The 12,909-nt window shown below is 72.0% G+C and carries 12 protein-coding genes; 6 read left to right on the top strand and 6 right to left on the bottom strand.

What is annotated here, in order from left to right; translation table 11 throughout:
- Nucleotides 1-26: 26 nt before the first annotated feature.
- Entirely contained in the window at nucleotides 27-971 is a 945-nt protein-coding gene (locus tag QOM21_RS27975; RefSeq protein ID WP_407555867.1) for an SCO1860 family LAETG-anchored protein, read from the bottom strand.
- A gap of 444 nt (nucleotides 972-1,415) precedes the next feature.
- On the opposite strand from QOM21_RS27975, the gene QOM21_RS27970 reads away from it, so the two are divergent.
- Nucleotides 1,416-2,381 (top strand): bile acid:sodium symporter family protein, encoded by a 966-nt coding sequence (locus tag QOM21_RS27970; protein ID WP_407555865.1) that lies wholly within the window; start codon nucleotides 1,416-1,418, stop codon nucleotides 2,379-2,381.
- 220 nt (nucleotides 2,382-2,601) lie between these two features.
- On the opposite strand, the gene QOM21_RS27965 is transcribed toward QOM21_RS27970, so the two are convergent.
- Entirely contained in the window at nucleotides 2,602-3,693 is a 1,092-nt protein-coding gene (locus QOM21_RS27965) for an amidohydrolase family protein (protein ID WP_407555864.1), read from the bottom strand.
- A gap of 504 nt (nucleotides 3,694-4,197) precedes the next feature.
- Here QOM21_RS27965 and ectA point away from each other — a divergent pair.
- The 5 genes from ectA (at nucleotide 4,198) to QOM21_RS27940 (ending at nucleotide 9,115) form a co-directional block, all read left to right on the top strand.
- Complete coding sequence (ectA, locus tag QOM21_RS27960; RefSeq protein ID WP_407553763.1) at nucleotides 4,198-4,764, top strand: diaminobutyrate acetyltransferase; 567 nt, start codon at nucleotides 4,198-4,200, stop codon at nucleotides 4,762-4,764.
- Nucleotides 4,765-4,896: 132 nt separating this feature from the next.
- Nucleotides 4,897-6,165, top strand: coding sequence for a diaminobutyrate--2-oxoglutarate transaminase (ectB, locus tag QOM21_RS27955; protein ID WP_407553762.1), 1,269 nt, complete (start codon nucleotides 4,897-4,899; stop codon nucleotides 6,163-6,165).
- Nucleotides 6,166-6,211: 46 nt separating this feature from the next.
- On the top strand, nucleotides 6,212-6,616 hold the full coding sequence (locus QOM21_RS27950) for an ectoine synthase (protein WP_393895911.1): 405 nt from the start codon (nucleotides 6,212-6,214) through the stop codon (nucleotides 6,614-6,616).
- A gap of 91 nt (nucleotides 6,617-6,707) precedes the next feature.
- Nucleotides 6,708-7,607, top strand: coding sequence for an ectoine hydroxylase (thpD, locus tag QOM21_RS27945; RefSeq protein WP_407553761.1), 900 nt, complete (start codon nucleotides 6,708-6,710; stop codon nucleotides 7,605-7,607).
- A gap of 197 nt (nucleotides 7,608-7,804) precedes the next feature.
- The gene (locus QOM21_RS27940; RefSeq protein WP_407553760.1) at nucleotides 7,805-9,115 is read left to right on the top strand and encodes an alpha/beta fold hydrolase; all 1,311 of its coding nucleotides are present in this window, start codon (nucleotides 7,805-7,807) and stop codon (nucleotides 9,113-9,115) included.
- A 46-nt stretch (nucleotides 9,116-9,161) separates the two neighbouring features.
- On the opposite strand, the gene QOM21_RS27935 is transcribed toward QOM21_RS27940, so the two are convergent.
- The 4 genes from QOM21_RS27935 to QOM21_RS27920 all read right to left on the bottom strand — a co-directional run bounded on the left by QOM21_RS27935 (nucleotide 9,162) and on the right by QOM21_RS27920 (nucleotide 12,894).
- The gene (locus QOM21_RS27935; protein WP_407553759.1) at nucleotides 9,162-10,232 is read right to left on the bottom strand and encodes an alkene reductase; all 1,071 of its coding nucleotides are present in this window, start codon (nucleotides 10,230-10,232) and stop codon (nucleotides 9,162-9,164) included.
- Nucleotides 10,233-10,357: 125 nt separating this feature from the next.
- On the bottom strand, nucleotides 10,358-11,422 hold the full coding sequence (locus QOM21_RS27930) for an aminotransferase class V-fold PLP-dependent enzyme (protein WP_407553758.1): 1,065 nt from the start codon (nucleotides 11,420-11,422) through the stop codon (nucleotides 10,358-10,360).
- Between the two features lie 112 nt (nucleotides 11,423-11,534).
- Entirely contained in the window at nucleotides 11,535-12,239 is a 705-nt protein-coding gene (locus QOM21_RS27925) for a DsbA family oxidoreductase (protein ID WP_407553757.1), read from the bottom strand.
- Between the two features lie 157 nt (nucleotides 12,240-12,396).
- Nucleotides 12,397-12,894 (bottom strand): GNAT family N-acetyltransferase, encoded by a 498-nt coding sequence (locus QOM21_RS27920; RefSeq protein WP_407553756.1) that lies wholly within the window; start codon nucleotides 12,892-12,894, stop codon nucleotides 12,397-12,399.
- Nucleotides 12,895-12,909: the final 15 nt, after the last annotated feature.

Raw genomic sequence — 12,909 nt, 5'->3', positions numbered from 1 at the left:
GGCACCGAGCGCGGATACGGGGCTTGTCAGCCGCGGCCGCCCTGCGGCGCGGCGCCCCGGCGCCGGCGGGCGTAGCCGAGCGATCCGGCACCCGCGGCGACCAGCAGGGCCGCGCCGCCGACGAGATACGGCGTGGCGGAACTGCCGCCGGTCTCCGCGAGGTTCTGGGTGCTCGGGCCGGAGCCGGTCTGGGTGCTCGGGCCGGAGCCCTCGCCACCGCTGGTGCCGGTGCCGCCCGAGCCGTCCTCGGGCGGCGCGGTGCGGGGCGCGGTGCAGGTGGCCTGGGCGAGCGTGACCCGGCCCTCGACCTCGGCGACGTTCAGCTTCAGCGGGTTGACCGAGACCTTGAGGTCGAGGGCGGTGGCCGCGGCGGACTTGGACGTGACGCTCTTCCTCGACAGGTCCAGCCGCACCTCCCCGACGCCCGGAACCTTGACGTCGGTCGTGCCGCTCGAACTCAGCGTGACCTTCTTGCCCAGGACGCGCACCGTGCCCAGCACGTTCGACTCGGCCCGGGGCCGCTTCCCCGCCTCGCAGACGGCCTTGGACGTGACCTGCTCGACCTCGATCAGGGAGAGCAGCGGAAGGCCGGGGACGTGCACCTTGGCGTGCGCGACGTTGGCGTAGCCCTCGGTCCGGCCGCGGGCGGCGGTGGCCCGCGCGGTGGCGACGTCCGCCCGCAGCACGCTGAACGGCCTGCCCTGGTTGATGCCGTCGAGCTCGACGGTCAGCGAGGTCTTCTCCGCGGAGGCCGGGGCACGCACCTCGTTGAGCGCGGCCCGCAGCGGCACCTTGACCGTCTTGTCGAGCAGACCGACGTCCAGGGCGGTGCGCAGCACGACCGCGCCGGAGGTGCCGCCATCCGCTCCGTGGTCACCGGTGGCGTGCGCCGGGACGGCGCCGAGCAGGACGGCGGGGCCGGCGGCGAAGGCGGTGGCGACGAAGGTCGCGGCGAGCCGGCGGGCCGGCAGCGGGGCGGCGGAACCGGCCGCCCGGCCGCGTACGGGCACGCCGAAGAAGCTGGTGGATCTGGTGGACACGTGTGTGGAACCCCCACAAGAGAAGTGAGCCGTCGGCCGCGCCATGGGGGACATCACGCGGGCCGACGACCTCGACCCGCACATCGTGGCCGCACCGAGGGTGAACGGGCAGCCACGTGACGTGAGTTCATCCCAATGGGTGGTTTCCGTGTCTTTTTTCGAATTTATTCGATGCAACCCGCCCCCCGTGTCCCAGCCGTCCCACCTCAGGGGTGACCAGCAGGCGACCGGCTGATCGCCCCGGGGCCGGCCGCCGCGGAGCCCCGACGTCCACCATCCGGAATCCCGTGCCTCCTACACGCATGCGGAAGCTAGGGTGCCGCCGTGTCAACCGAGCAGACGAACCAGAGCCCCGAACCGGCCGCGGAATCCGGCATACCGGAGCCGCCCGCACCCACCGGCGACCTTCCCGCGTCCGACCGCGCGGCCCGCCGGGCGGTCACGGTCTTCCCCTTGCTGGTACTCGCCGCCGGGGCGGTCGGCCTCCTGTGGCCGGCGCACTTCACCGGCTGGGCGCCGGCGGTGCCGTGGATGCTCGGCGTGGTGATGTTCTCGATGGGCCTGACGCTGACCCCGCCGGACTTCACCGCGGTCGCCAAGCGGCCGTGGGCGGTCGGGCTCGGCCTGGTCGCGCACTACGTGATCATGCCGGGGCTCGGCTGGCTGATCGCCACCGCGCTCGACCTGCCGCCGCAGCTCGCGGCGGGCGTGATCCTCGTCGGCTGCGCCCCCAGCGGTACGGCCTCGAACGTCGTGACCTTCCTGGCCCGCGGCGATGTCGCGCTCTCGGTCTCGGTGGCCACGGTCTCCACGGTGCTGGCGCCGCTCATCACTCCCCCGCTGACGCTGCTCCTCGCCGGGCAGTTCCTCGACGTGGACGCCGGAGTCATGGTCACCGACATCCTCAAGACCGTGCTGCTCCCGGTGATCGCGGGGCTGGTGGTGCGGGTGGTCGCCGGCCGCTGGGTCGACCGGGTGCTCGGCGCCCTGCCGTGGCTCTCCGCCGTCACCATCGCGGCCATCGTGCTGGCCGTGGTGTCCGGCAGCGCCGAGGCGATCAAGGACGCGGCCGCCCTGGTCGTGCTCGCGGTGGTCCTGCACAACGGGCTGGGCCTCATGCTCGGCTACGCGTCCGGGAAGCTGGCCCGGCTGGGCCGCCCGGCGAGCCGGGCGATGGCCTTCGAGGTCGGCATGCAGAACTCCGGGCTCGCGGCGTCCCTGGCCACCGCCCACTTCAGCCCGGCCGCCGCGCTGCCCGCCGCGGTCTTCTCCGTCTGGCACAACGTCTCGGGCGCGCTGGTCGCCGCCTGGATGGCACGGTCCGCGCGCCGGCAGGGCTAGAGCCCCGGGCCAAGACTCCGGGGGCGCGGGACCCAGCCGCCTCGTGCCGCTCCGCTCGCGAGGGGCCCGGCGCCTCACCGGCCCGGCTCTCGCGAGCAGACCGGGGCGTGACGGGCTCCCGAGGGGCATCGGGCCCCCCGAGTCACCCACATGGCCCCACAGGCCGGGAGAGCGGCGTACGGCCACCCTCCTGACCGCACCCCGCGCTCCGGGGCGCGCCTCAGCCGACCACCCGCCCGCGCAGCACCACGCGGCGCGGCGCCGCGAGCACCCGCACGTCCTCACGGGGATCCGCCTCGTAGACGACCAGGTCCGCCGGAGCGCCCTCGGTGAGTCCGGGGCGGCCGAGCCACTCCCTGGCCCCCCAGGTCGTCGCGGAGAGCGCGGCCACGGCGGGCAGCCCGGCCTTCCGCAGCTCCGCGACCTCTTCCGCGATCAGCCCGTGCGCCAGTGAGCCGCCCGCGTCCGTACCGGCGAAGATCGGCACCCCGGCGTCGTACGCGGCCCGCACGGTGTCGTAGCGCCGCGTGTGCAGCCGCCGCATGTGGTCCGCCCAGCGCGGGAACTTCGCCTCCCCGCCGGCGGCGAGGCGCGGGAACGTCCCGATGTTGACGAGCGTCGGCACGATGGCGACACCCCGCTCGGCGAACAGCGGGATGGTGTCCTCGGTGAGGCCCGTGGCGTGCTCGACGCAGTCGATCCCGGCCTCGACGAGCGGCGCGAGGGAGTCCTCCGCGAAGCAGTGGGCGGTCACCCGGGCGCCCAGCCGGTGCGCCTCGGTGATGGCCGCCTCGACCTCGCCCCGCGGCCAGCAGGACTCCAGGTCACCGGTCGAGCGGTCGATCCAGTCGCCGACGAGCTTGACCCAGCCGTCGCCCCGCCGGGCCTCCTGGGCGACGTAGGCGACCAGGTCCTCGGGCTCGATCTCGTGGGCGTAGTTGCGGATGTAGCGGCGGGTGCGCGCGATGTGGCGGCCGGCGCGGATGATCCGTGGCAGGTCCGCCCGGTCGTCGATCCAGCGGGTGTCCGAGGGCGATCCGGCGTCGCGGATCAGCAGAGTGCCGGCATCACGGTCGGTGAGCGCCTGCTTCTCGGCGGTCCCTGCGTCGACCGGGCCGTGGGCGTCGAGCCCGACATGGCAGTGCGCGTCGACCAGCCCCGGAAGGATCCAGCCCTCGACGGTGGTGAGGTCCCGGATCCCGGTCGGGCGCTGGAACGTCACCCGCCCGCCCACGACCCAGAACTCGTCGCGCACATCCTCCGGGCCCGCCAGGACCCTCCCCTTGAGGTGCAGCGCCGCACCTTCGCTCATGGACGTCATAGCGGCACTTTAAGCGGCGCGCCGCGACCGGCCGAGGGGCGGCCTCCGCGCGCGCGACAGTCTTTTCCGCGCCACGGCAGAGAATCCCGGCGGCGCCTTGCACATTCCTTGGCGGGCGTTCCCGCCCATCATCTCGCACATCTTCCGGTGTGTCTCGCGGAGAGAGTCACGCGTACGCTCGGTAGACCTTCCACCGGCAAATTCCAAATTCCTGAGAAGCTTAGCTTCCCGTATTCTTCTGCCCGCTTTTCCGCACCTCAAACGCCACGATTCCGCAGGTGGCAAGTGCCGTAATTCGGACCGGTCTCCAGGACGTTACGGACCTGTGACCGACTACACACGGTGTCCGTTTCGCCCCGAACTTCCTGGTCAAATTGGGACATCCCTCCGCTGGATCGCGCGCTCGAGCGCCCCCGCGCGATACCACAAAGCGATCCGTTCCGTAACCCCTCCTCGCGATGCAATTTCCTTTTTCACTGGGTAAATTTAATTTCTATGACCGCCGCACAAGCAGACCATGCAGGTGCCCGTAGCGATATCAGAGAATTGCCGGAGGGCTTCAAGCTCGACACCCCACGCGTAGAGGACGGGGCCGCGATCTGGCGTATCGCTCGCGACTCCAAGGCACTGGACCTGAACTCCTCGTACAGCTACCTCCTGTGGTGTCGCGACTTCGCCGCCACCTCCGTCGTCGCACGTGACGCGGAGGGCGAGCCGGCGGCCTTCGTCACCGGCTACATCCGCCCCGAGCGCCCCGACACGCTCGTCGTCTGGCAGGTCGCCGTCGACGACGCGCACCGGGGTCAGGGGCTGGCCGCCGCACTCCTGGACGGGCTGACCGCCCGCGCCACACGTGAGCTGGGCATCCGCCTCGTAGAGACGACGATCACGCCCGACAACGCCGCGTCGAACCGCCTGTTCTCCTCGTTCGCCGAGCGCCACCAGGTGTCGCTGAAGCGCGAGGTGCTCTTCGACGCGGGACTGTTCCCGGAGCAGGGCCACGAGCCGGAGGTCCTGCACCTCATCGGCCCGTTCGACCCTCCACCGGGTTCCGGGCGCTGACGGCCTCCGGGCCACGCGGCTCCGATGCCGCGTACGCCACGCGGTTCCGGCACACCCCGTAACACCGCCGGTCCCGCCCCCAGCCACCCAAGACTTCTCCCCCTTTCGCCACTCATCTCCCAGGAGCATGCTGTGACCATCACCCAGCCCGATCTGAGCGTCTTCGAAACCGTTGAGTCCGAGGTGCGGAGCTACTGCCGCGGTTGGCCGACCGTGTTCGACCGTGCGCAGGGCAGCCGCATGTTCGACGAGGACGGCCACACCTACCTCGACTTCTTCGCCGGTGCCGGGTCACTGAACTACGGCCACAACAACCCGGTCCTCAAACGCGCGCTGATCGACTACATCGAGCGCGACGGCGTCACCCACGGCCTGGACATGTCCACCACGGCCAAGCGGGCGTTCCTGGAGTCCTTCCAGAACATCATCCTGCGGCCGCGTGACCTGCCCTACAAGGTCATGTTCCCCGGCCCGACGGGCACCAACGCCGTCGAGGCCGCGCTGAAGCTGGCGCGCAAGGTCAAGGGCCGCGAGTCGATCGTGTCCTTCACCAACGCCTTCCACGGCATGTCGCTCGGCTCGCTTGCCGTGACCGGCAACGCCTTCAAGCGCGCCGGCGCCGGCATCCCGCTGGTGCACGGCACCCCGATGCCGTTCGACAACTACCTCGACGGCGCGTACCCCGACTTCCTGTGGTTCGAGCGGCTGCTCGAGGACCAGGGCTCGGGCCTGAACACCCCCGCCGCGGTGATCGTCGAGACCGTCCAGGGCGAGGGCGGCATCAACGTCGCCCGCGCCGAGTGGCTGCGCGCCCTCGCCGACCTGTGCGAGCGCCGCGACATGCTGCTGATCGTCGACGACATCCAGATGGGCTGCGGCCGTACGGGTGCCTTCTTCTCCTTCGAGGAGGCGGGCATCGTGCCGGACATCGTCACCGTCTCGAAGTCCATCAGCGGCTACGGCCTCCCCCTCGCGCTCACGCTGTTCAAGCCGGAGCTGGACGTGTGGGAGCCGGGCGAGCACAACGGCACCTTCCGCGGCAACAACCCGGCGTTCGTCACCGCCGCCGCCGCGCTGGACACCTACTGGGCCGACGGTCAGATGGAGAAGCAGACTCTCGCCCGCGGTGAGATCGTGGAAGCCCACCTGAAGGCCATCGTCGAGGAGCACCCGGAAGCCATCGCCGAGTACCGCGGCCGCGGTCTGGTGTGGGGCCTGGAGTGCGTCGAGAAGAGCCTCGCCAACAAAATCGCCAAGCGCGCCTACGAGCTGGGTCTGCTCATCGAGACCTCCGGCCCGGAGAGCGAGGTCGTCAAGCTGCTCCCCGCACTGACGACCACCCCCGAGGAGCTGGACGAGGGCCTTCGCACCCTCGCCCGCGCGGTCCGCGACTGCGCCTGAACAGCCCAGAGCTCCTTACCGTTTCACAGAAAGGCACCGACTCACCGTGATCGTCCGATCCTTCAAGGACATCGAAGGCACCGACCGCCACGTCAAGGCCGCTTCCGGCACGTGGGAGAGCAAGCGCATCGTGCTCGCCAAGGAGCGCGTCGGCTTCTCGCTTCACGAGACCACGCTGTACGCGGGAACCGAGACGTCGATGTGGTACGCGAATCACATCGAGGCCGTACTGTGCGTAGAGGGCGAGGCCGAGCTCACGAACGACGAGACCGGCGAGAAGCACTGGATCACGCCCGGCACGATGTACCTGCTCAACGGCCACGAGAAGCACACGATGCGGCCCAAGACGGACTTCCGCTGCGTCTGTGTGTTCAACCCTCCGGTGACCGGCCGCGAGGACCACGACGAGAACGGTGTCTACCCGTTGCTCACCGAACCCGAGACGGTCTGAGGCGTACTCCGCCTGCCCCGTCCGGCAGCAAGGAAGGCACGCACACGAGCAGGTAAGACAGAGCACTTCGAGAGGAGAGGAAGGCAACACCATGACCACCGCACCCGAGCGCACCGCCGACCTGTACCCGACCCGCGGATCCACTGAGGTGATCACTCCGCGAAGGGACCCGGTGGTGTGGTCGCAGCCCGGAACGGCCGGACCTTTCGAGCCGTCCGAGCTGAGCGACTTCGAACGCGACGGCTTTTTCGCCATCGGGGAACTGCTTACGGCGGAAGAAGTCGCGGTGTACCGCGCCGAGCTGGACCGACTCGTCCTGGATCCGACGATGCGCGCCGACCCGCGCTCGATCGTCGAGCCGAAGTCCCAGGACGTACGGACCGTCTTCGAGGTGCACAAGATCAGCGAGGTGTTCGCCAAGCTGGTCTCCGACCCGCGTGTGGTCGGCCGCGCCCGGCAGATCCTCGGATCGGACGTCTACGTCCACCAGTCGCGGATCAACGTGAAGCCCGGATTCGGTGCCTCGGGCTTCTACTGGCACTCGGACTTCGAGACCTGGCACGCAGAGGACGGTCTGCCGAACATGCGGACCGTGTCGGTCTCGATCGCGCTGACCGAGAACTACGACACCAACGGCGGCCTGATGATCATGCCGGGCTCCCACGAGCACTTCGTGGGCTGCGCGGGTGAGACGCCGAAGGACAACTACAAGAAGTCGCTGCAGATGCAGGACGCGGGCATCCCGTCGGACGAGGTGCTGACGAAGATGGCCGACAAGCACGGCATCCGGCTGTTCACCGGCAAGGCGGGCTCGGCGACGTGGTTCGACTGCAACGCCCTGCACGGCTCCGGTGACAACATCACCCCGTACCCGCGCAGCAACGTCTTCATCGTGTTCAACAGCGTGGAGAACGCCGCGGTGGATCCGTTCGCGGCTCCGATCCGGCGCCCGGACTACATCGGCGCACGTGACTTCACTCCGGTGAAGTAGCGGATCACTCCGGAACCACCGCCTTCGCCGGCGGTTCACCGGTACGCACGGGTGGCGCGGCCGCCGCACAGCATCGACTGTGCGGGGGCCGCGCTGCGTTGTGCGGGCGTACCGGATGCCGCCGTGGGCACTGCCCGCCGCTCCTGCCCGACCTGCGGTTTCATGGTGGCGACGGAGACAAGGAGCGAGGAGAGCGCATGGCTGTCGACCGGCTGCCCGGTGTAGTGCTGACCGACCATCTGCTGGAGGTGCCCCTGGACCACGACGATCCGGACGGCGAGCAGCTGGCGGTCTACGGACGCGAGGTGGTCGCCGCGGGCCGCGAGCGGGACGAACTGCCCTGGCTGGTCTACCTCCAGGGCGGGCCGGGCTGCCCCGCTCCCCGCCCGCTGGGCCGCGACTCCTGGCTGTCCCGGGCGCTCGACGACCACCGCGTACTGCTGCTGGACCAGCGCGGCACCGGACGCTCGGCACCGGCCAACCGGCAGACCCTGCCGCTGCGCGGCGGCCCGGCCGAACAGGCCGCCTACCTGGCGCACTTCCGCGCCGACGCCATCGTGCGGGACGCCGAGCTGTTCCGGCGCCGGCTGGTGGCGGGCGGCGCGCCGTGGAGCGCGCTGGGCCAGAGTTTCGGCGGGTTCTGCACCGTCACCTACCTCTCCCGGGCCCCGGAGGGCCTGAGCGCCGCGTACCTCACCGGCGGGCTGCCCGGGATCGACGCGAGCGCGGAGGACGTCTATCTGGCGGCCTATCCGAGGGTCGCGCGCAAGAACGCCGCCCACTACGCCCGTTATCCGCAGGACGTGGCGGCGGCGAAGGAGATCGCCGCGCACCTGCGGGAGCGGACCGTACGGCTGCCGGGCGGCGGGCTGCTGACGGCCGAGGCGTTCCAGGCGCTCGGCCTGATGCTGGGCAGCGGCACCGGCTCGCACACCCTGCACCACCTCGTCTCCGAGCCCTGGGTGAGAGGTCCCGGCGGCCCCGAACTCGCGGACGCGTTCCTGCACGCCGTGCAGGGCCATCTCTCCTACGCCACCACCCCGCTGTTCGCGGTGCTGCACGAGACGATCTACGGGCAGCGCTCGGTCGATCCGGGCCCCACCGCCTGGGCGGCGCAGCGCGTACGCGCCGGCTTCCCGGAGTTCGACGTGGATGCGGCGCTGGCCGGCGACGGGCCGCTGTATTTCACCGGCGAGATGATGTACCCGTGGCTGTTCGACACCGATCCCGCGCTGGTCCCGCTGAAGGAGACCGCGCAGGCGCTCGCGGAGCGTACCGACTGGCCGGATCTGTATGACGCCGGGCGGCTGGCCCGCAACACCGTGCCGGCCGCCGCGGCCGTCTACTTCGACGACATGTACGTCGACACCGCTCAGTCGCTGCGGACCGCCGATCGCATCCGGGGCCTGCGGGTGTGGGTGACCAACGAGTGGGAGCACGACGGCCTTCGGGTGAGCGACGGCGCGGTGCTCGACCGGCTGGTCCGGACCGTGCGCGGCGAGGTGTGAACGGCGGGCGGGGTGCCCGGGCGCCCCGCCGCGGCCGCCTTCGGGATCAGGCCGGCAGGGCCGGGTAGTCCAGGTAGCCGGTGTCGTCACCGCCGTAGAAGCTCGCGCGGTCGGGCGAGTTGAAGGGCCCGCCGAGCGCCAGCCGCCGGGGCAGGTCGGGGTTGGCGAGGAACTGCCGCCCGAAGGCCAGCAGATCGGCGGTGCCGTCCTCGACGAGCGCCAGGTCCTCGGGGCCGGCGGGGCGCCCGTCGCCTGCCGGGTTGAGGACGAAGGTGCCGGTGAAGTGCTTGCGCAGCCGTCCCAGCAGCTCGTGGTCGGGGACGTCGCAGACGTGCAGGTAGGCGAGGCCGATCGGCTCCACCGCTTGGAGCAGCGCCGTGTAGAGGGGCTCGGGGGCGGGCTCGTCGATGTCGTTGAAGGGGTTGCCGGGCGAGAGCCGCAGGCCGGTGCGGTGGGCCCCGATCGCGTCGGCCACCGCGCGGGTGACCTCCACCGCGAAGCGGATCCGGCCCTCGGTCGTGCCGCCCCACGCGTCGGTGCGCAGGTTGCTGTTGGGGGCCAGGAACTGGTGGATGAGATAGCCGTTGGCGCCATGGATCTCCACGCCGTCGAAGCCGGCCTCGACGGCGTTGCGGGCGGCCGCCGCGAAGTCGGCGACGGTGGCACGGATCTCACTGTCCGTGAGCTCGTGCGGGGTGACGCAGTCCTTCATGCCGTCCTCGGTGAAGACCTGGCTGCCGGCGGCCACCGGCGACGGCGCGACCGGTATCAGGCCGTCCGGCAGCACGTCCGGGTGGCCGATCCGGCCGCCGTGCCACAGCTGCGCGAAGATCCGGCCGCCCGCTTCGTGCACGGCGTCGGTCACCCGGCGCCAGCCGGCGACCTGCTCCGCGGTGTGCAGTCCGGGCGTGAAGGGATAGCCCTGGCCGACGACGGAGGGCTGGGTGGCCTCGGTGACGATCAGACCGGCGGTGGCGCGCTGGGCGTAGTACGTCACCATCGAGTCGGTCGGCACGCCGCCGCCCTGCGTGGCGCGGTTGCGGGTCATCGGTGCCATCACGATGCGGTTGGCGAGGGGGGTGCCGGCGAGGTCGACGGGGTCGAAGGCGGTGGTCACTGAGGGCCTTTCGGTTGCTGGGCCACGGGACCTCGACCTGCGTGCGGTCGAGGTCTTGACCATGGTTTCAGCAGCCCGGCCGACCCCGGCATTCCCCCGGGCCCGGCCGGATCGGAACGAAATCCCTAGGCGAGCAGCTCCAGCAGCCGGTCCACGTCGTCGGTGGAGTTGTAGAGGTGGAAGGCGGCGCGCAGCAGCCCGCCGCGCACCGAGATCCGCACGCCGGCCTCGGTCAGCCGGGTCTCCGCGTCCGCGATCCCGGGGGTGGAGACGATCGCCGAGCCGGGGGCCGGGCGGGGGGTGAGTCCGCGGGCGGCCAGTCCGGCGCGGTAGTGGTCGGCGAGCGCGGTGTTGTGGGCGTGGACGGTGTCGACGCCCAGCTCCTCGATGAGGGCGAGGGAGTGCTCGGCGCCGACGTAGGAGTAGTGGGCGTGCGGTTCGTCGTAGCGCCGGGCGGTGGCGGCCGGTGTGACGACGGGCCCGTAGCTGGAGGCGCCGGTGTCCTCTCCGGCCACCCAGCCCGCGTGCAGCGCGGCGGGCCACGCCGCCGCTTCCCGGTCCTGCCCGCCGAAGGCCATGAAGGTGGTGCCTCGCGGGCACAGCAGCCACTTGAAGGCCCCGCAGACGACGAAATCGAAGTCGGCGGCGCGCAGCGGCAGCCAGCCGGCGGCCTGGGTGATGTCGAGATAGGTACGTGCGCCGTGGGCCCGGGCGGCGGTCCGCACCGCCTCCAGGTCGGCGATCGTGCCGTCCAGCGACTGCACGGCGCTGAACGCGACCAGCGCGGTGCCCGGGCGTACCGCCTCGGCGAGGTCGGCGAGCGGAACGCTGCGCAGCGTGATGCCGGGGCGCGCGGCCAGGGGGTTGACCAGGGAGCTGAAGTCGCCTTCGGGCACCAGCACTTCGGAGCCTGCGGGGAGCGTGGCGGCGACGAAGGCGGACTGCACGGCGACCGAGCTGCCGATGGCGACGCGCTCCGGGGAGGTGCCCAGGAGCCGGGCGAAGGCGGCCCGGGAGGCCGCGGCGGGGGCGAAGTAGTCGCGGCCCATGGTGCCGTAGGTCGCGGATTCGTCGAGGGCGGCGCGCACCGCGGCGGCGCTGCGGGCCGGAAGCAGTCCGCTGGACGCGGAGTTCAGGTAGATCGTCTCGGGCGCGAATTCGGCCCCGCCGAGTGGCTTTCGTCGCTGCATGCCCCCACTGTGCGGGGCGATCCGTGCCACGTCCATGGCGTCTGCGCCGTGCCGGCCCGCGTAAAGCACTCATCCGCGCTGGTGGCGGGCCTGCGGGCGGGCCGACGGGCGGTCATGTCCCGGGCACGGCGCAGCCGTCGTCCGCACAGACCTCGGCGTCGCCGGCCGGGAGGTGGTGGCCTGCGCCGTCGGCGTGGGCGCGCTCCAGGGCCTGCCGGAAGACCTCGGCGGGCTGTCCGCCGGAGATGCCGTAGCGGCGGTCGATGACGAAGAACGGGACGCCGGTGGCGCCCAGCTCCGCGGCCTCCCGCTCGTCGGCGCGGACGGCGTCCGCGTAGGCGTCCGGATCGGCCAGCACCCGTGCGACCTCGTCGGCGGGCAGCCCCGCGCCGACGGCGATCGCGGTGAGCACGGCGGGGTCGCCGAGGGGGCGGGCCTCGGCGAAGTTGGCGCGGTAGAGGGCGTCGAGCAGGGCGTCCTGGACTCCGTGCGCCCGGCCGAGGTGCAGCAGGCGGTGCAGGTCGAAGGTGTTGCCGTGGATCCGGTCGGAGCGGTAGTCCAGCCCCTCCTCCGCCGCGGCGCCGGCGACCCGGGCCTCCATGGCCTCGGCCTGCTCGCGGGTGACGCCGTACTTGCGGGCCAGCATGTCCAGTACGGGGGTGTCGCCGGCGGCCGGGGCGTTCGGGTCGAGTTCGAAGGAGCGGTGCACGACCTCGACGTCGTCGCGGTGGGCGAAGGCGGCGAGCCCGGACGCGAAGCGGGCCTTGCCGATGTAGCACCAGGGGCAGGCGATGTCGGACCAGATTTCGACGCGCATGGAGTGGCTGACCTTCGTGTTGTCGCGGACTTTGCCGCTGCTCTTGTCGCGGCTTTTCGTCGCGGGGGCGTGAGGGGAACAGGCAGCGGCGGCACGCTATTCCGCGGGGCCCGGTCCCGGCGCGCCACGGGCCACGGGCCCCGTCGACGGCAGCGGCTCAGTGCCCGCCGGCAGGTGCTGCCGCGAGGGCCAGGGTCAGCGTGAGGTGGGTGGCGTCGGGGGCGGGGCGGCGGCGTGGGTCAGGCCGCCAGCCGTGTCCGCTGTAGAAGGCGCGGGCCCGCTGGTTGTGCCAGACCACGTCCAGGGCGGCCCGGGATAACCCGGCGCTGCGCCAGGCGAGCACGCAGGCGGTGTGCAGGGCGCGGCCGACGCCCGTGCCCCAGTGGTCGGGGTCGACATGGAGCTGGTGCAGGGTGACGGCTCCGCGGGCTCCCGGGCCTGAGGGGCGCCCGTAGGAGGCGGCGCCCAGGACTGTGCCTTCTCGCACGCCGCAGAGGGCGTCGTCGCGCTCCAGGGCGCGTTCCCAGACGGCCCGGCAGCGAGTGTGCTCGGCGAGCAGGTCGAAGGGCACGCCGGGCGCCCGGCCGCGCTGGTACGCGGCGCGGGCGCGACTGTGCAGGGTGGCGATCGCCTCCAGGTCCGCGGTGTGTGCCACGCGGACCTGGAGGGC

Source organism: Streptomyces sp. Pv4-95, assembly GCF_045782725.1.
Lineage (GTDB): Bacteria > Actinomycetota > Actinomycetes > Streptomycetales > Streptomycetaceae > Streptomyces.
The sequence above is the reverse complement of the archived record's forward strand: the minus strand, read 5'-3'. Positions and strand labels throughout refer to the sequence as shown.

What these genes read in the sequence shown, in the direction of transcription:
- QOM21_RS27965 (WP_407555864.1), bottom strand. Translation starts at nt 3,693, where the DNA reads ATGAGCGAAGGTGCGGCGCTGCACCTCAAGGGGAGGGTCCTGGCGGGC.
- ectA (WP_407553763.1), top strand. Translation starts at nt 4,198, where the DNA reads ATGACCGCCGCACAAGCAGACCATGCAGGTGCCCGTAGCGATATCAGA.
- thpD (WP_407553761.1), top strand. Translation starts at nt 6,708, where the DNA reads ATGACCACCGCACCCGAGCGCACCGCCGACCTGTACCCGACCCGCGGA.
- QOM21_RS27940 (WP_407553760.1), top strand. Translation starts at nt 7,805, where the DNA reads ATGGCTGTCGACCGGCTGCCCGGTGTAGTGCTGACCGACCATCTGCTG.
- QOM21_RS27930 (WP_407553758.1), bottom strand. Translation starts at nt 11,422, where the DNA reads ATGCAGCGACGAAAGCCACTCGGCGGGGCCGAATTCGCGCCCGAGACG.
- QOM21_RS27925 (WP_407553757.1), bottom strand. Translation starts at nt 12,239, where the DNA reads ATGCGCGTCGAAATCTGGTCCGACATCGCCTGCCCCTGGTGCTACATC.